The sequence below is a fragment of the Streptosporangium sp. CA-135522 genome (assembly GCF_050949235.1).
GTDB lineage: Bacteria > Actinomycetota > Actinomycetes > Streptosporangiales > Streptosporangiaceae > Streptosporangium.
The window spans coordinates 4,656,654-4,671,997 of sequence record NZ_CP192026.1 but is presented as its reverse complement, the minus strand read 5'-3'; the positions used below and the strand labels follow the sequence as shown (position 1 = coordinate 4,671,997).

Here is a 15,344-nt window from a genome sequence, read left to right as displayed (position 1 = left end):
ACCACGCGATGATCCCCGTCTTCGCCGAGCTGATCCGGGCCGCCGGTGACGGCCCGGTGGCGGACGTGGGATGCGGCCCCGGCCACATCACCGTGCGCCTGCACTCCCTCGGCGTCACCGGAGATGATCGCGATCGCCCGCGGCGCCCACCCGGAGCTACGTTTCGAGGTGGGGCTGATGGATGCACTGGAGGTGGAGGACGCCTCCCTCGCCGGGGTGCTCGCCAACTACTCGATCATCCACACCGCGTGGGCGCTCAGCAGCGGCAGGCCGTGGCGCAGGAGGCGGGTCAGGTAGGCGTTGGCAAGGGCGTCGGCCTTTTCCACGGCGGGAAACAGCGGTTCCATCAACAGCCCCGCGGCCGCCGGGCCATCGTCGGCGGCGGTCACGGTGGGGATTTGCATGTGGATCCAGGCGTGCCTGGGGCCTGTCCGAGATGTTCCTGCTGTTCATGCTGCTGATGAACGCCGCCCCGGCGCCGTTCGAGGCCGGCTGGACGGACGTTCCCCCGAGGGCGTCGAACTGCTCCGCGGCGCGGCCGGGGGCAACCCGCACACGCTCGTCGCCGACCCGGACACCTGCCGGTGGACGACCGACGTGTCGGACTCCGACGGGCCGGCGATCGGCGTCTTCATGACCTCGGCCGTCGTCTACCTGCTGCATCCCGAGCACGGAGCCACGGGCTGCACGCCGGGCAGCTACGCCGTCCGGCGGCAGCACGAGCACGAACGGCGCAGGGCACGCCTCGTCGCGGACTGATCCCGGCGCACTCGGCAGGCTTCCTCAAGGCTGTGAACAGCCGTCCACACCGGTCTCGGACATCGAGGAGGCGGTTCAGTCTTCGGTGCTCCGGGGCGACAGGCCGGATTCGAGGTGAGCCAGCGCGTCGTCGAGCAGTCTCCGGTGGCGGTGGACGAAGCCTTCGGACAGGTCGTTCGCGGCGGCGTTCCAGGCGGCGATGGCGACCCCGATGGCCGCGCCCGAGACGGTGAGGAGATGGATGTCATCGGCGGGACGGCCGAGGCGCCGGGCGAGGGTCTCGGTCAGTAGCGGCAGCGCGGCGGCGATGTGGCCGGGGACCCGGGCACGCAGGTCGGGGACGCTGCGCAGCAGTTCTTCACGTTGCCGGTTGAGCGCGTGCTCCTCGGCTGTGGCGGTGTCGACGAGCGAGGTGACGGCGTTGCGCAACGCGCCGATGAGGCTGGTCTCGTCGAGATGCTGGGGGAGCACGTCGAGCACCATCAAGTCGGCGATGTCATGCAAGACGAGGTCGGCCTTTGTCGGGAAGTAGCGGAAGAACGTCGCCCGTGAGACCTCGGCGGCTTCGGCGATCTCGTCGATCGTGGTGGTCTCGTAGCCGTTCTCGGCGAACAGGCGCATCGCCTCGCGCTGGATCGAGGCCTGGGCTCTGGCCTTCTTGCGTTCCCGCAGCGACACCTGGCTGGTGCCGTCGGCCGACCGTCGTCTTGCCATCGTTCACTCCTGGCTGGATTCGCCCGCCTGCGGGCCGCGGAACCGTTCGGTCATCTGTCGTAGCCTGTCGAGTTGTCCTGCTTCACCGATGGCCATCCCCCACAGCTGGTGTGCGGCGTGGAAGCCTAGGTCGTCGAGGAACGCGCGTTTCCACGGCCTGACGGCGATCGCGTGGGTGAGCAGTCGTGAGGCGCGTGGCCGCGCCATCATCATCTCAGCGATCTCCCAGGCCCTCGGCAGCAGGCGCTCCCGTGGCAGCACCTCGTTGACCAGGCCGAGCCGGAGCGCGGTCGGCCCGTCGATCGGCTCGCCGGTGTACATGTAGTACGACGCGCGCTTGGTGCCGATCGTGTGCTGCAAGGTCAGGCCCATCCCGTCTCCCGGCACTCCGCCGCCCAGGAAGTGCGGGTCGAAGAAGTCGGCGTCCTCCACGCAGAGGGTGATGTCGCACGCCGTGGCGAACTCGCAGTGCGTGCCCGGTCCGTTGACCGCGGCGATGGTGGGGATGTCCACGGCGGACACGAAGCCCTCCAGCAACCTAACCATATCGCCGTACATCTTGAGCTGGCTGTCGGTGCTCCATTGCGGGAACGGTGTGTGCCACAGTTCGGCCGGATCGCCGGTGTGCCACCGCTCACCGGTCCCTGTGATGATCAGGACCTCGTTCTCCGGGTCGTTGCCGACCTCGGCCCACGCCTGGTGCCAGGCGTTGTGGCCGATCCAGCTGTGCTTGAACGGCCCGCCGTCGGTGTGCATCCGCAGCTCGATGATCCCATCCCGGCGAGTCATCACGAAGAACTCCTCGTACTTCTTGGAGTACTCCTCGAACGGCGTCGGCTTTACGCGGCCGTCCCACGACGACAGTTGCTCCGGCATGTCCTTCTCCTAATTGATCGGACCGCTCGCCGCGGTCTTCCGCCACTCCCATAATGAGACTAGTGTCATTTGAGACTAGTGTCATTATGGGAGTGGGAGGGAATTTGACTGACGACGTGCTCGACCTGGCCGGCGGTCTGATGGGCTCGCCCTGGCTCTACCTGGTGCTGTTCCTGTGCGCGGTGCTGGACGGCTTCCTGCCGCTCCTGCCCAGCGAGGGCATGCTGCTGCTGGCGGGAGCGTTCGCCGCCACCGGACGTCCCAACGTCGCACTGGTGGCCCTCGTCGCGGCCTCCGGCGCCTTCGTCGGCGACCACATCTGCTACCTGATCGGGCGACGCCTCGGCCCGCCCGTCCTACGCCGCCTGCGGCCCGGTACAAAACGCCACACCGCCGCCAGGTGGCTGTCCGAACTCCTCGGCCGTCGCGGTGGTGTCATCGTCATCATCGGCCGATTCCTCCCCGGCCTGCGGTCGATCACCACGCTGACCGCCGGAGTGGCCGCCTACCCGCGGCGCGCCTTCGCGCTTTTCGACGCGATCGGCGCACTGATGTGGGGTGTCTCAGGCGCGTTCCTGGGCTACTTCGCCGGCACCGCCTTCCAGGATTCACCGGTGAAGGGACTGCTCGTCGCTCTCGTCCTCGTAGCCGTAGTGATCACGATCGGCGAGATCGCCCGGTACGCGCAACGCCGCCTGAGGGCGTCCGGCGGCGGGGGCGACTCCCCGGAGTCCCAGGACACCGCCGCACCGGCGCCCTGACGCGCTGCCGTACGGCTCACCGGGCAGGCGCGGGGGCAGGCTTCCCGCGCCTGACCACCGTGTCACCGGTGCCGGCGGGGGTGGCGAGCTTCTCCCCGCGGATCAGGAGGTCAGGGGGTGGAGTCCTCGCGTCCGGGACGAGCGTGCAGCGGCACCGGGAAGAATCCGCGCGAGGCCCTACCGTCGGTTCGATTTTTGGAACCACGGCGCTGGACACTCAGGAGCTCCCGCGGCCGTGACCTCTGGGAGCCGGGCCAGCGTCGCCCCCGGGGCAGAAGACACCCCGTGACCGAGCCGAGATCTTGGGCTGCGATGATCTTGGCGGTCCCGTCCCCGTAGGGCAAGAGCAGTAGGAGAACCTCCGATGAGATGGCCGCTCGCCGCGTTCGCCGTCGCCCTGGCATCCGCCCTGGCCGCCGGGCTCGGTGACGGCGCGAGCGCCCAGAGCGCTCCGGCGGACCCGGTGGAGGCGCTCAAGCACCAGATGGCGGGCAACGGCGGAGTGCGCTTCTCCAGGGTCGCGGTCGACACGGTCGAGGATCAAAGCGATGTTCCCTCATGGATGACCGAACACAAGCAGAAGATCACCTTCCGCAGCAAGGGAGCCGTCCAGTTCGGCGGGGGGAAGGTCACGGCCAGCGATGTGACGCACCGGAACAGCTATACCGGACCGGACAATCCCCTGCGGTTCGTCACCTTCGAAGGCCGCAACTACATGTCGGGATGGCTGGCACCGCCCCTGCCCGCGGGCAAGGAATGGGTCCTGTTCGAAGACGACAAGACCAGACCGGAGATGGACACCGGACGGATCAGGCTCGCCGATCCCGCCACGCTGCGGGCCGTACTCGCCACCACCACGACCAGACGACCCGCAGGCGTCTACGACGGCACCCGCACCACCCTGTACCAGGGAAAGGTCACCTTCGGCGAGCTGAGCAGGGCCGATCTTGGGCTCCGTCTCAGTTTCGACGAGAAGCCGACCGTGAAGGATCTGAAGATCGAGGTCTCGTGGCGGCTCTGGATCGGCGAGGACCAACTCGTCCGCAGGGCGTGGAGCTCGTGGACCGAGCCGTTCATCAAGGAGACCAACGACTACGTCTCCAGCGTCACCGACGTCCGCCTGACCGGCTGGGGCGCTGCACCCCGTGTCCTTGCCCCTTCGGACGACCAGGTGGTGAAGGCCGGTGGTCCCGCCCCGGACTTCACCGTCCATACCTTACGGCGGATGGGCGAGGACCTCAGGTCCCAGGACCGCCCCGCCTCCCGCTGACCGCCCGGCCCGGCTGCCTGGTCGTCATCAGTGACCGGCTCCCTGCGCCATTCACCCGGACCGGGGTGCGGTCCCCTGCTGCCGCCACCTCGAACTCACCCACCAAGAGTCCGCCGGCGCGCGGCTGGAGCTGTTCGCCGCCGAGGCGGATCCGGCACCCTGCGCAGACGCCTCGGTGCCCGCCCGTGACGCCTTTATCCGAAAACTATGCGTTTCTCATCTTCGGGGGTCCGAACGGAGTAATCGCGCCGGATGTCGCAAGACCGGCGCGGAGTCGACGCGCGCTGTCGACCAGAGCTTGATCGGCATGTGCCCCCTCGCGACCTGCGAGGTGAGGCACACCGTTTCATCGACATCAGCTCCCCGATGGCCTCGGCGGACCTGATCGGCGGGGCCTGGTGATCGCCGGTGTCAGGCCGGGCGCATCGGCTCCTGGCCGGAGACGATCGAGGCGCATCGTGACCGGTCGTGCGGCAGACCCGCCTCATGAAAGGCCAACGCGACCGACAGAACCCGGCACCAGGTGCGATCTGCGCCAGCGGGGGAAGGGCAAGGCGGCTCGGAAGCTCCGGTCCGCCTTGCCGGAAACCTAGACGGCCCGCCGTACGGTCACCTGGGTGTGGGCCACAGCGGCGTTGCCCGCCCGGTCCACCACCCGATACGTGATCCTGTACACCCGAGCCGACCCGCCATCCCGCTCCGCACGCAGCGCGAAGGAGGTGTCGGCCGTGCCGTACGAAGCACCGCGGACGTCGCCCTCCACCCCGGCCGACGAGCTGGTGATCGAGACCAGGGTGACCGTGACGGGACCGGCGTCGGCCGCCTTCAGCGAGATGTCCACCGGCACCAGCTTGTGGTTCGGCGGCCACAAGCGGTCGGGGCTGGGCGTGACGGTCAGCGTGGGAGCCGTCGTGTCGATCCTGACGGTGACCGATCGGGACTCCTCGACGTTGCCGGCCCGGTCGACGCTGCGGAAGGTCAGCACGCTCTCCCCCTCACGGTCCACGCGCACGGGACCGGAGTAGGCCCGCCAGGCGTCGTCGCCGAGGTGGTACTCGGTCCGCTCTACGCCGGCGCCCGCGTCGGAGGCGGTCAGTGCCACCTGTACGGGCTGGGAGGCCCAGCCTGAGGGCACCCCGGACGCGGTGGTCACCGGCGCCTCGCCGTCCCCAAGAGCAGTGTGGATCTTGAAGCCGTCGACGATGAAGTAGGAGCCGTCCTTCTTCACCCCCTTGAGTGTGTGCGGCCCCGATGCCAGGCCGGTCTTGGTGTAGACGATCTTCTGGTACTCGCGGATCGGGTTGTGGTTGTCGATGGTGGTGTCGAGCTTGCCGTCCAGGTAGAGGTCGACCTTGCCCTCGTCGGAGTTGACCTGGGCGATGTATTCGACGCCGGTGCCGTGAAAGGCCAGCTCGAAGGCGTCCCCGTCGGTCTGGGTGGCGTGTAGGTCGTCGAGGGTGGATCGGGCGCCGCCGCGCTGGTCGTTCTTCCAATCCCAGCCGGTGCCGGTGTAGGTGACGCCGGAGACGTTGTCGATCGTCTCCACGCCGGCGGCCTTGGTCAGGCTCAAGTCCGTCAGCGCCTGGTTGCGCCAGACCTTCAGCGCCGTCGGCCGTCCGGCGGGAGTGCGGTTGTAGACCTTCCAGAAGCTGTTGCGGTCGCTCACCTTGACGTCGGCGATCTCCCTGATGACGTCGCCGGTGCGCAGCCCCTGCCGCCAGGCGTGGGAGTCGGCGGGCACGGCCGCGAAGAACAGGCCGTCGTAGTCGGTGAGCCCGACGGAGGACTTCACCTCGTCGCTGTGGATCTCGGTGACCGTCGCGCCCATGAGCGGCTCGACCAGGTTGCCGATCGTCATGCCGGTGTCCGGCTTGCGCCAGGTGAGCGGCGGCGGCGTGGGCGAGCCCGGCTTTCCGAATCCGGTCATCGCGAAGGGCTTGAAGCCCAGCGCCAGAGCCGGGGAGCCGGCCTTGAGGGAGTAGTCGAGCTTGGCCGGATCGGCGTAGGGGCTCGCCCCCTCGAACAGGGGATCGCCGACGATCGAGCGGGTGTCGAGGCCGCGGGCGCGCCAGGCGTCGGTGATGTCGGCGACGGGCTTGCCGTTGTTCCAGAAGAGGTTGTCGTCGTAGGCGGTCTTGGAGGTGGACGGATCGCTCTGGATGAAGTCGTAGGGGTCGTCGGTGACGAAGATGTTCTTCTCGACGACGTCGCCGTTGTCGGCGTAGGAGACGTGGAAGTGCCCGCCGCCGTTGACGAAGACGTTGCCGCGCACCGTGCGGAAGAAGCCCTCGCGCAGCTTCACCCCGCCGTTGAGCAGGAGGTTGCCGGTGACCTCGTAGTTGGATGAGCCGTCGTCGAGGTCGACGTCCCAGTGGGAGGAGTGCCAGATCCGGTTGTGCCGGATCTTCGTGGTCTCCATCGCGTCAAGCTTGGCGTAGTCCTTCTTCACGGCGTCACCGGCGGTCAGGGGCCAGAAGCGGTCGCGGCCCCAGGAGTTGATCGGCCCGTGGTCGGAGGTCTCCTTGACACAGTCGAAGATGTCGTTGTCCTCGATGACGTGCCCGCCCCAGGTGCCGTCGTTGATGTCGACGCAGGCGCGCGGCCCGTCGTGCACGGTGTTGCCGGAGACCGTGACCCGGCGGCTCATCGAGATCTGCACGCCGGAGGTCTGCTTCTCGAAGCGCCCGTTGCGGGTCAGGTAGTTGCCGGTGATCGCGATGTCGCGCGGGTAGTCCTCGGTCTTCGGGCCCGGCGTGGTGTCGGTGATGGTGCTCCGCATGGCATCCCAGGTGGAGCGCTCTCGGATGGCGTCGTGGGAGCCGATGACCGCGATGTCGCTCGCCCCGGAGTCGCGGAAGTCGCCGCCGGAGACGACGTTGCCCTCGGCGTATCCGTCCATGAAGACGGCGTTGCCACCGACCTGGTCGAAGCGGGCGTCACGGACGGTGATCCCTCTGGTGTTCTTGAGGTAGACCGCACCCGCGCGGGCGATGGCCCAGTCACCCAGCTGCAGTTTCTCGTACGGCCGGCTGAACAGCGTCCGGTGCGTCTGGGTGAAGGTGAACCCGGCAAAGGTGAGGTCGTGCACCGGTGACGCGGGTGAATCGCCCACGACGCGGATGAGCTCCTCCCGCTCGGCCGTCTCGACGCGGACCGCCGCGGGGTCGACGCCGGCGGGAGGCTGGAGGTACAACCTGCCCGCGGCCTTGTCGTAGAACCACTCCCCCGGCGCGTCCAGCTCCTCCAGGACGTTCTCGACCATGCGCTTTTGCGGGTGCAGCCCACTGCCCCGGTTGTTGTCGCCCACCCACTGCAGCGTCGGGTCGCCGTTGCCGTCGACGCCTGTCACCTTGAAGGAGTTGCCGCCCCATTCGCCCTGGTGCAGCCCGCGCACCAAAGCGGTCGTGGGGTTCTTCCAGCGGGCCACCCGCGACGGGGAGATCGCGTCGGCGGCGTACCCGTTGAGCACCGCGACCTTGGGATCGAAGTTCGGGTACCTGGCCAGGACCTGCCGCTTGCCGTCCAGGAAGAGTTCGTCGAAGTCGAGGTCCTTGCCGATGTCGGCGACCAGGGTGGCGCCCTGGTGGGTGGTCCAGGCGGGCGCGAGCCTGCGCCCGCCGCTGAGCACGACCTGCTCGCCCGCGGCCGCCTCGTAGGTGGCACCGGAGTCGACGGGGGTGAAGGTGAGGGGCTCGGAGAGGTAGTAGACGCCGCCCCGCACCCGCACCCGCAGCGGGCCGGTCGTGGTGGGCAGTGCCTCACGTACGGCGCGCTGGGCGCGTGCGATCGTCCTGAACGGCGCCGTCTCGGTGCCCGCGGCATCGTCGTCGCCCTGCGTGGCCACGTGGAAGACGGTGTCGGCCGCCAGGGCCTCGGTGGGGGTGAGGGCGGTCAGCCCGCTCGCGGCGACGCATGCCGCGAGGAGCAGCCGCCAGGACTTGCCGTGACGCATAGGGGTCTCCTGTCGTGGATCACCTCATTTTTGACACAGTCCCCTTGTGAAGGCGATCACGCCAAGGTCACGTTTCATCCGATCAATCAACGTCCGAAGTCCCCTCATGAGGCGAAAAGCATGCTCAGTCCCCGCTACCGGCCCCCTTATCATCGGATCTCTTTTCGTCACGCAACCCGCCGCGACCGCCGACACGCCACCCGCCCTTGTGGGACAGCAAGAGCAGCGGGCGTGACACCGTCGACCTCGGACCCCGCCGCGACCTGGCCAAGGAACTGTTCGACGCGGCACGCCAGGACAAGGCCAAGCTGAAGGCCGGGTTCTACTACTCGCTCTATGAGTGGCACAACCCCGCCTACACCGGACGGCCGGCCACCAAGATGGACGGGCCGCTTCACCTCAGTGGCGCGCAGGTGTCCGGGACGCTGGATCTCAGCGGCACGGCGATCCACGCGGATCCGGCCGTCCAGGCCGACGGCCTGACCGTCAACCGGGATCTTCTGGGCGCGAACGCTGTCATAGACGGCGGGATCTGCGTCACGGGCGCCAGGATCGGCGGGACGGTGAGACTGGATGGCACGCGGGTAGGGCGGCCGGGCGGCCATGGTCTGGCCGCCGAGGGGATCGTCATCGAGGGCGGGTTGTCGTGTCGCGGCGGCTTCCAGTCCTACGGCGAGCTGAGCGTGCAGGATGCCCGGGTGGGACGTCGTTGCGTGTTCAGTGGCGCTCGGCTGTCCAACCCCGGCGGCATCGCCCTGAACGCCGAGCGGCTCACCGTCGAGGGCGGGCTATTCATCGATGACGGCTTTGCCGTCGACGGCGAAGTCCTGTTGCGCGCAGCCCACGTGGCCGGTTCGCTCTCCCTCGCTCACGCGAGCCTTGCCAATCCGGGTGGATACGCGCTGAACGCGCCGCTGATGGAGCTGGGCAGCGGATTGCGAGCCACACCGGGCTTCGTGGCGATCGGAGAGGTCTTCCTGGACTCCACGCAGGTCCGCGGATCGGTCACCTTCGACGGCGGGAGGATCTCCAACCCGGACGCCACGGTGCTTTCGCTGCGGAGGCTTACGGTCACCGGCAGGCTCAGCTGCAGCGAGGGCTTCCGTGCCGATGGCGAGATCGTGCTCATCAACGCCAGGGTCGAGGGCGGCTTGGAGTTTCACGGCGCCGCGCTCAGCAATCCCAGCGGGCGCGTGCTTGCTCTGTGGGAGGTGAATGCGGGCGGTGGAATCGACTGCTGCGAAGGCTTCACCGCCACGGGAACCCTCTCGATCAGGAATTCCCGGATCGCCGCCACACTGTGCCTCGCCGAGAGCACCATCGACGGCGACCTTCACCTGCGTGGCGTAGAGGCGGCTTCGCTGAAGATCGGGCCGCAGACCGCCCTGCTCGGTAGCGTCGACCTTCGCCACACTCACATCGGCGTGCTCGACGACGTTCCCGGCCAGTGGCCTGCCCGGCTCTTGATGAACGGCTTCACCTACGACAGCCTCGAGGCGCCCCTTCCGGTCCGAGGGCGCCTCGGCTGGCTGGCCAAGGAGGCCTACCAGCCCCAGCCGTATGAGCAGCTGACCGCCGTCTACCACAGGCATGGTCACGATGAGGCCGCTCGAGACGTGCTGCTGGCCAAACAGCGTCGCCGCCGCGCGGGACAAGGGCTTGGGGCGCGAGCATGGGGATACCTGCAGGATTGGACCGTCGGCTATGGCTACCGCCCCTTGCGTGCCGCGCTCTGGCTCGCAGCTCTTCTCCTCGTCGGCACGCTGGTTTTCGCCATCCACGAGCCGCCGGCCGTCAAGCCGGGCGAGGCACCGCCCTTCAACGCCTTCCTGTACACCCTGGACCTGCTTCTCCCGATCATCGGCTTCGGGCAGGAGAGCGCCTTCGGCCCGCGTGGCGCACAACAGTGGCTCGCCGCCGCGATGATCGCTGCGGGGTGGATCCCGGCAACGACCATCTTGGCAGGCCTCACTCGCGCGCTCTCCCGCCGATAACCGGCCAGAGGCGTTCACCTCGGCACCCCAGCAGCCACTGTCAGGTCGGTCTCCTTCGGGGCTGGAGATGCTCGGGAGAACGCCTCCAGGGCGAACGCCTCATCGACGTGGCTTCCCGGCTACACGGGATGGCACCACAGCTTTGCCACAGATGGGTGGCGCCATAGGGCAGGATGCACTCACCTTCGGATCTGAAGAGGAGGCCTATTCCGATGCCTGCCGTTGACCCTGCCGTCGTGATCACCCGCAACCTGGGGCACATGCTCATCCCCGGCCGCCCGTACCCGGGTGAGTTGCCCACGGAACTGGCCCCGTGGCACTGCTACACCCCCCATGACGGCCACTCGATCATGGTGCTCCTCGCCCAGTTCGCCAGCGAGGGCGACCCGGAGGACTACATCGTGCCCCTCCCTGTCAAGTCGGTGCTGCGCGCCGGCTGGCAGGTCAACGGCGACGGATTCATCGTCATCGACCTGCCCTACAGCACGGAAACCGGCCTGGTTACGCCGCCTGAGGACGATGAGTACTAAGCCCATCCGCGGCGGCCTTGAGGCCGAATCTCAACATGTCCATCGCTGAACACACGGTCATGGAACATCTGAAGTCCCCGCCGCACAGCCGGAGCTTCGCATGTTCCGCCGCGCGGATCGGTCAGAGCAGATCGTCGTCGCGTTCGTAGGCCAGCCACGCGCACACCCTTCACCATCGCGTCCAAGCCCTCCTCGCCGCTCAGGGAAGCAGGGCCGGTCAGGACGGCGTGTTCATCCAGCAGCGCGCCGAACAAAGGGCGTCGTCGATGCCTTGGGACTTGAGCCAGGTGAACAGGAAATGCCGCAGGCGGTGGGGTGGCATGTTGTGTTCCAGGCCGGCTTTGGCGGCGTAGCGAGCGAGCATGGCGCGCACGCCCCAACCGGGCGATCCGCCTCGAAACAACGGTCAGAGGCGAACTGCGCCGGGACGGGAACGTACGCTATCGCTGCCCACCGCCGAAGTCCGCGGTGTGCTCGGCGGCCCACGCCGACAGCGTCGTGGCGGGCTCGCCCGTGGTGTCGGGCACCGCGGACGTGACGTCCGGGCGCGGGGCCGCCGCCATCTTGGTGTAGCCGTCGAGCAGCTCGTCGACGAAGCCGTCGGGGAAGTCAGGGTCGGCCAGCAGCCGGGCACGCTCCTGCTCCAGCGACAACTCCTCCCAGCGCAGCGGACGGCCGATGGCCTCGCCGATCAGCCGTACCTGCTCGGCCTGGGTCAGCACCTCGGGCCCGGTGAGCGTGTAGCGGCGTCCTTCGTGCCCGGATTTGGTCAGTGCCTGGACGGCCACCGCCGCGATGTCGTCCTCGTGAATCGGTGTCATCGCCAGCGAGCCGAAGGCCCCGCGGACACTGTCGCCCGCCCTGATCTGGTCGCTCCACCACAGGGTGTTGGTCATGAAGGTGCTGGGGCTCAGCACCGTCCATTCCATTCCGGACTGCTCGATCAGCCGCTCGACGGTGGCGTGCCAGCGGGCGACCGGGTTGGGCTGCTCTTCGGGCGCGACTCCGGGGAGTGCGCCGCCACCGGTCATGAAGACGACACGGCGGACGCGGCGCTTGAGCGCGTCGACGATGGGACGGGCGCGTTCGGCCGAGTGGAAGGGCCACATGAGGAACGCCGCCTCGACATCATCGAGAGCGCCGGGCGCGCCCAGGTCCGGGGTGATCACTTCGACGCCTTGGGGCAGCTTCGCGGCCTCAGGGTTGCGGCTCGTCGCTCGTACGGCGGCGCCCCTCCAGGCCAGCCGCTCGGCCACCCTTCTGCCCACACTGCCCGTTGCGCCGAAAACCAGGTAAGTGCTCATGCATCAAGAATCCCGTCACCCCGGCGACCACGCACCTCATGGACTATTTTGCGGCGATAAGTAGCGTGAAACCATGAAACATGGCGAAAACTAGCGTGTTGGACGCGATGGACTACGCTCTCGTGCACGCGCTCCAGATCGACGGCCGCGCCTCCTTCCGCACGATCGCCGACGTGCTCCACGTCTCCGAGCACACGGTCGCCCGCCGCTACCGGAAGTTGCGCGCGCACGGCGTCCTGCGCGTGGTCGGCTGGCTCGACGGCCGGCGCTTCGGCCGCACCTCGTGGTCGGTACGGCTCGTGTGCACGCCCGACGCGGCAGGCCAGGTGGCCGAGGCCATCGCCCGGCGCGACGACACCGTCTGGGTCCGCCTGCTGTCCGGCGGCACCGAGATCGCCTGCGGCGTCCAGACGGGCGGCGACCAGGACGGCGACGCCCTGCTGCTGAAGAAACTGCCGCGGACCCCGCGCATCGTGGCCATGTCCGCGCACGCCACCTTGCACATGTTCGCCGGATGGCGCAGCCGCGTCGCCGTGCTCACCGACGAGCAGGCCGAGCGAATCCGACCCGCTCTGCCGTACGAGATGGAGATCTCCCTGAGCGCACAGGACCACGCCATGCTGCGCGTGCTGGCCCAGGACGGGCGAGCCGGGTACGGCGAGCTGGCCGCAGCCAGCGGATGGTCGCAAACCACCGTACGACGCCGCCTCGGCGAACTGCGATCCGGCGACGCGCTCAGGTTCGACGTCGAAATCCCATCGCAGGCCCTGGGCTACCACGCCGAGGCCTGGCTGTGGATGAAGGTGGAGCCAGCGGCCCTGGCCTCGGTCGGCGCCGCGATAGCCGCTCACCCCGAGGCCGACGTGGTAGCCGCCACCACCGGCCACACCAACCTCATGGCCGGCGTGACCTGCCGCGACACCCGCGACCTCTACCGCTACCTCACCGAGCGGGTAGCGCCGCTCCACGGCGTGCGCGAGTTGGAGACCGCGCCCGTGATCCGCACGGTCAAGCGGGTGGGCACCCTCCTGGCCTGAGACTCAGCCCGCGCCCGGCCGATGCCTCACCCACTGCCCGTGCTCTCGAACGCGCCGAGTTGTCTGCCGACACCGATATCGGAAGTCAGCCTGGACCTCCTGGCCGGGCCCCTCCACCGGCGAGCCGCCATCATCCAGGCCCCCACCCAACCCGGAACGCTTCCAGCGCCGCTCACCGACACGATCATCGCCGCCCTGGCGGTTCGACAACTGTCCATCTGCGGCAACGCCTCAAATGGCAGCTGGTGGGGCCAACCTTACCGGCAGGCCTATTCCGGTGGAACGCGCTGGAACGCCCTGAAGCTGCGGGGGTGAGCACCTCCGCGGAAGGGAGCAAGATGAGAGTCCTGAACCGTTGGAGTGCAGTGGTCCTGGGCACGGCGGCCGCCGGGATCCTGCTGTTTCCGAGCGTCGCACAGGCTGCCCCGGGAAGCGAGGTCGGAGTCGGGGTCGGTCCGACCGACACCTCGCGAGGGCTTCCACCGGGGATTACATCGACACTGCCGTTCCCGTTCGCTGCCGGCGACTGTGCGCAACTGGGTGGGGGTTCACCTGCCGTCCAGTCAGAGGTCCGCCTGGACAAGCCAGACGCCAGTGGCAAGTCCCGCTTCACCTGGGACGCCCACACCTATACACGACATACGAACAACGCCGACATCTGGCACGGGAGGTTCGTCTTCAGGACGGCGTTCGGCACTCCGGTGCTCACGGTCGGCCCCTTCGACTCGGTGCCGATGCGCGTGGCGTTCCGCACCTACTCGACCGTGCGAAGCACGCCGGTCGTTGTCGATCCCGCGTTGTTCGACGCGATCACGAAGGTCGACTGGCTCGGCGATTGCTGAGCGTCCAGCAGGCCGCTGACAACCCGATCGCGCCGCGACCCCCGCGCATACGCGGGGGTCGCGAAACCCTGCGGCCCGAATCTGCCGCATTCCGGTGGCACCCCAACTGGGCCCGCTACGCGGTAGAACTCCCTAACCGTTCGCCCTCCGCAGCCGACTTCCGGGAAAGGAATGACGTGGCCGCTCCGATGAACGCCACCATCGTTTCGAGACGGCTGCAAAGACGCGTCATCCCGGTATAGGACCCGAGAACGTCAGGTAGGGGTGTTCTCCATCGAGCCACCCCCGGTCGAGCCGGACCCCTGTGGCCAGTTCGACGGCTGTCAGGAAACCTGCCTTCCAGTTCCAGCCGTCGTCTCTCCCGAGACAGTCCTGGTCCACGACGTCGACGAAGAAGTCCTCCATCGCCGCCAACTCGGGCCACCGTGTCAGGTTGGGGTGGTCCTCGGGGCGGCATGGGAACAGTCCGTCGATTGCCAGGAGGACCTCGCCGTCGACGGCGAGAGACAGGTAGTTCACGGAGTTGGCGTTCCACCAGGCGTTGTAGACCCTGGCATTCGGGCTCAGGCGCTGGAGCACTCCGGAGAGGGAGAGACAGCCGGGCCCGTACAAGACGGTTGCCGTGCCGAGTTGGTCCACGACCGCGCACGGCCCGGGGAGGGGGAGGGGGAGATTGACGATGTGGGGACGTGCCGTCTGGTGAAGCTCGTAGCTCGTTCCTCCGCCCAGCCTCGTGCTCACCTCCTGCAGGGTGAGCGGGTCCACGCCGTCGTCGGGAAGCACGACCGTCCAGCTCAACGCCACATCCAACTCGGGCTCGCGAACAAGCCGCCGGTAGTGCTCATATACCTCATCGGCCGAAAACCGTCCGGCATCCACGTGGTGGCCTCTTCCATCATTGGTGAACAGGTCGAGAGGACCTTCGCAGGGACGGGGAATGTACTCGGATGCCTGTCTCATGCCGAGGATCGGCGTCCTCACAATGGCGGTCGACGTGGAGATCCTGAACAGCAGTGATGCGTTGACCCTCTTTTCGCAGAGGATCAGCCAGTGGACTCCACGACGGCTCGCGCCCACCATCACGCCGCGGGGATGGCACTCGATCCGGCGCTGCTGCAGGAGTTGGAGAAGGCGGCCGAGGAGGAAAAGGGGATCCGCGAAAGGGGCAACCGGCCCAAAGCGCGAAGCTGGGCGAGGACGGGGAAGGCAAACGCGCTGGACGCCGGCGGCTGAGGCGACGGCGCCGGGTGCGGCTGAAGGCGGCCGAGTCGGGCCGTTCCCGGGGTGGGCTGACCAGCAAGGTGC

15 protein-coding genes are annotated in these 15,344 nt (G+C 68.3%); 8 read left to right on the top strand and 7 right to left on the bottom strand.

Going from position 1 to position 15,344, the window contains the following annotated elements; all coding sequences use genetic code 11:
- Positions 1-227: 227 nt before the first annotated feature.
- Positions 228-404 (bottom strand): hypothetical protein, encoded by a 177-nt coding sequence (locus tag ACQPYK_RS21700; protein WP_433257856.1) that lies wholly within the window; start codon positions 402-404, stop codon positions 228-230.
- Between ACQPYK_RS21700 and ACQPYK_RS21695 the strand changes: the two genes are divergently transcribed.
- Complete coding sequence (locus tag ACQPYK_RS21695; protein ID WP_433257854.1) at positions 403-759, top strand: hypothetical protein; 357 nt, start codon at positions 403-405, stop codon at positions 757-759. The two genes, ACQPYK_RS21700 and ACQPYK_RS21695, sit on opposite strands and share 2 nt — an antisense overlap.
- A 75-nt stretch (positions 760-834) precedes the next feature.
- Here the strand turns inward: ACQPYK_RS21695 and ACQPYK_RS21690 are convergent, their stop codons facing one another.
- Complete coding sequence (locus tag ACQPYK_RS21690; RefSeq protein WP_433257852.1) at positions 835-1,473, bottom strand: TetR family transcriptional regulator; 639 nt, start codon at positions 1,471-1,473, stop codon at positions 835-837.
- Between the two features lie 3 nt (positions 1,474-1,476).
- Positions 1,477-2,349 carry an enoyl-CoA hydratase/isomerase family protein gene (locus ACQPYK_RS21685; RefSeq protein ID WP_433257850.1) on the bottom strand — a complete coding sequence of 291 codons (873 nt, stop codon included), beginning with the start codon at positions 2,347-2,349 and terminating at the stop codon, positions 1,477-1,479.
- A gap of 104 nt (positions 2,350-2,453) precedes the next feature.
- Here ACQPYK_RS21685 and ACQPYK_RS21680 point away from each other — a divergent pair, with 104 nt between their 5' ends.
- Both ACQPYK_RS21680 and ACQPYK_RS21675 read left to right on the top strand, forming a co-directional pair.
- Positions 2,454-3,110: a DedA family protein gene (locus tag ACQPYK_RS21680; protein ID WP_433257848.1), complete on the top strand. Its 657-nt coding sequence runs from the start codon at positions 2,454-2,456 to the stop codon at positions 3,108-3,110.
- Between the two features lie 364 nt (positions 3,111-3,474).
- Entirely contained in the window at positions 3,475-4,380 is a 906-nt protein-coding gene (locus ACQPYK_RS21675) for a hypothetical protein (RefSeq protein WP_433257846.1), read from the top strand.
- 589 nt (positions 4,381-4,969) lie between these two features.
- On the opposite strand, the gene ACQPYK_RS21670 is transcribed toward ACQPYK_RS21675, so the two are convergent.
- Positions 4,970-8,332, bottom strand: coding sequence for an OmpL47-type beta-barrel domain-containing protein (locus tag ACQPYK_RS21670; protein ID WP_433257844.1), 3,363 nt, complete (start codon positions 8,330-8,332; stop codon positions 4,970-4,972).
- A 206-nt stretch (positions 8,333-8,538) separates the two neighbouring features.
- On the opposite strand from ACQPYK_RS21670, the gene ACQPYK_RS21665 reads away from it, so the two are divergent.
- Together ACQPYK_RS21665 and ACQPYK_RS21660 are read left to right on the top strand one after the other, a co-directional pair.
- Positions 8,539-10,326, top strand: coding sequence for an alpha-L-fucosidase (locus ACQPYK_RS21665; protein WP_433257842.1), 1,788 nt, complete (start codon positions 8,539-8,541; stop codon positions 10,324-10,326).
- Positions 10,327-10,538: 212 nt separating this feature from the next.
- The gene (locus tag ACQPYK_RS21660; protein WP_433257840.1) at positions 10,539-10,856 is read left to right on the top strand and encodes a hypothetical protein; all 318 of its coding nucleotides are present in this window, start codon (positions 10,539-10,541) and stop codon (positions 10,854-10,856) included.
- Positions 10,857-11,073: 217 nt separating this feature from the next.
- Here ACQPYK_RS21660 and ACQPYK_RS21655 read toward each other — a convergent pair whose 3' ends face one another.
- Both ACQPYK_RS21655 and ACQPYK_RS21650 read right to left on the bottom strand, forming a co-directional pair.
- On the bottom strand, positions 11,074-11,229 hold the full coding sequence (locus ACQPYK_RS21655; RefSeq protein WP_433257839.1) for a hypothetical protein: 156 nt from the start codon (positions 11,227-11,229) through the stop codon (positions 11,074-11,076).
- A gap of 67 nt (positions 11,230-11,296) precedes the next feature.
- Positions 11,297-12,160 (bottom strand): NAD(P)H-binding protein, encoded by an 864-nt coding sequence (locus ACQPYK_RS21650; protein WP_433257837.1) that lies wholly within the window; start codon positions 12,158-12,160, stop codon positions 11,297-11,299.
- Positions 12,161-12,240: 80 nt separating this feature from the next.
- Here ACQPYK_RS21650 and ACQPYK_RS21645 point away from each other — a divergent pair, with 80 nt between their 5' ends.
- Entirely contained in the window at positions 12,241-13,197 is a 957-nt protein-coding gene (locus tag ACQPYK_RS21645) for an Lrp/AsnC family transcriptional regulator (RefSeq protein ID WP_433257836.1), read from the top strand.
- 338 nt (positions 13,198-13,535) lie between these two features.
- Positions 13,536-14,039 (top strand): hypothetical protein, encoded by a 504-nt coding sequence (locus ACQPYK_RS21640; RefSeq protein WP_433257834.1) that lies wholly within the window; start codon positions 13,536-13,538, stop codon positions 14,037-14,039.
- 228 nt (positions 14,040-14,267) lie between these two features.
- On the opposite strand, the gene ACQPYK_RS21635 is transcribed toward ACQPYK_RS21640, so the two are convergent.
- Positions 14,268-15,122, bottom strand: coding sequence for a hypothetical protein (locus tag ACQPYK_RS21635; protein ID WP_433257833.1), 855 nt, complete (start codon positions 15,120-15,122; stop codon positions 14,268-14,270).
- A 9-nt stretch (positions 15,123-15,131) separates the two neighbouring features.
- On the opposite strand from ACQPYK_RS21635, the gene ACQPYK_RS21630 reads away from it, so the two are divergent.
- On the top strand, positions 15,132-15,272 hold the full coding sequence (locus ACQPYK_RS21630) for a hypothetical protein (RefSeq protein ID WP_433257831.1): 141 nt from the start codon (positions 15,132-15,134) through the stop codon (positions 15,270-15,272).
- Positions 15,273-15,344: the final 72 nt, after the last annotated feature.

Excerpts from the sequence above, each read along its gene's own strand:
- ACQPYK_RS21700 (WP_433257856.1), bottom strand. The coding sequence starts at position 404 with ATGCAAATCCCCACCGTGACCGCCGCCGACGATGGCCCGGCGGCCGCG.
- ACQPYK_RS21690 (WP_433257852.1), bottom strand. The coding sequence starts at position 1,473 with ATGGCAAGACGACGGTCGGCCGACGGCACCAGCCAGGTGTCGCTGCGG.
- ACQPYK_RS21695 (WP_433257854.1), top strand. The coding sequence starts at position 403 with ATGTGGATCCAGGCGTGCCTGGGGCCTGTCCGAGATGTTCCTGCTGTT.
- ACQPYK_RS21645 (WP_433257836.1), top strand. The coding sequence starts at position 12,241 with ATGGCGAAAACTAGCGTGTTGGACGCGATGGACTACGCTCTCGTGCAC.
- ACQPYK_RS21670 (WP_433257844.1), bottom strand. The coding sequence starts at position 8,332 with ATGCGTCACGGCAAGTCCTGGCGGCTGCTCCTCGCGGCATGCGTCGCC.
- ACQPYK_RS21630 (WP_433257831.1), top strand. The coding sequence starts at position 15,132 with ATGGCACTCGATCCGGCGCTGCTGCAGGAGTTGGAGAAGGCGGCCGAG.
- ACQPYK_RS21685 (WP_433257850.1), bottom strand. The coding sequence starts at position 2,349 with ATGCCGGAGCAACTGTCGTCGTGGGACGGCCGCGTAAAGCCGACGCCG.
- ACQPYK_RS21660 (WP_433257840.1), top strand. The coding sequence starts at position 10,539 with ATGCCTGCCGTTGACCCTGCCGTCGTGATCACCCGCAACCTGGGGCAC.
- ACQPYK_RS21640 (WP_433257834.1), top strand. The coding sequence starts at position 13,536 with ATGAGAGTCCTGAACCGTTGGAGTGCAGTGGTCCTGGGCACGGCGGCC.
- ACQPYK_RS21675 (WP_433257846.1), top strand. The coding sequence starts at position 3,475 with ATGAGATGGCCGCTCGCCGCGTTCGCCGTCGCCCTGGCATCCGCCCTG.
- ACQPYK_RS21650 (WP_433257837.1), bottom strand. The coding sequence starts at position 12,160 with ATGAGCACTTACCTGGTTTTCGGCGCAACGGGCAGTGTGGGCAGAAGG.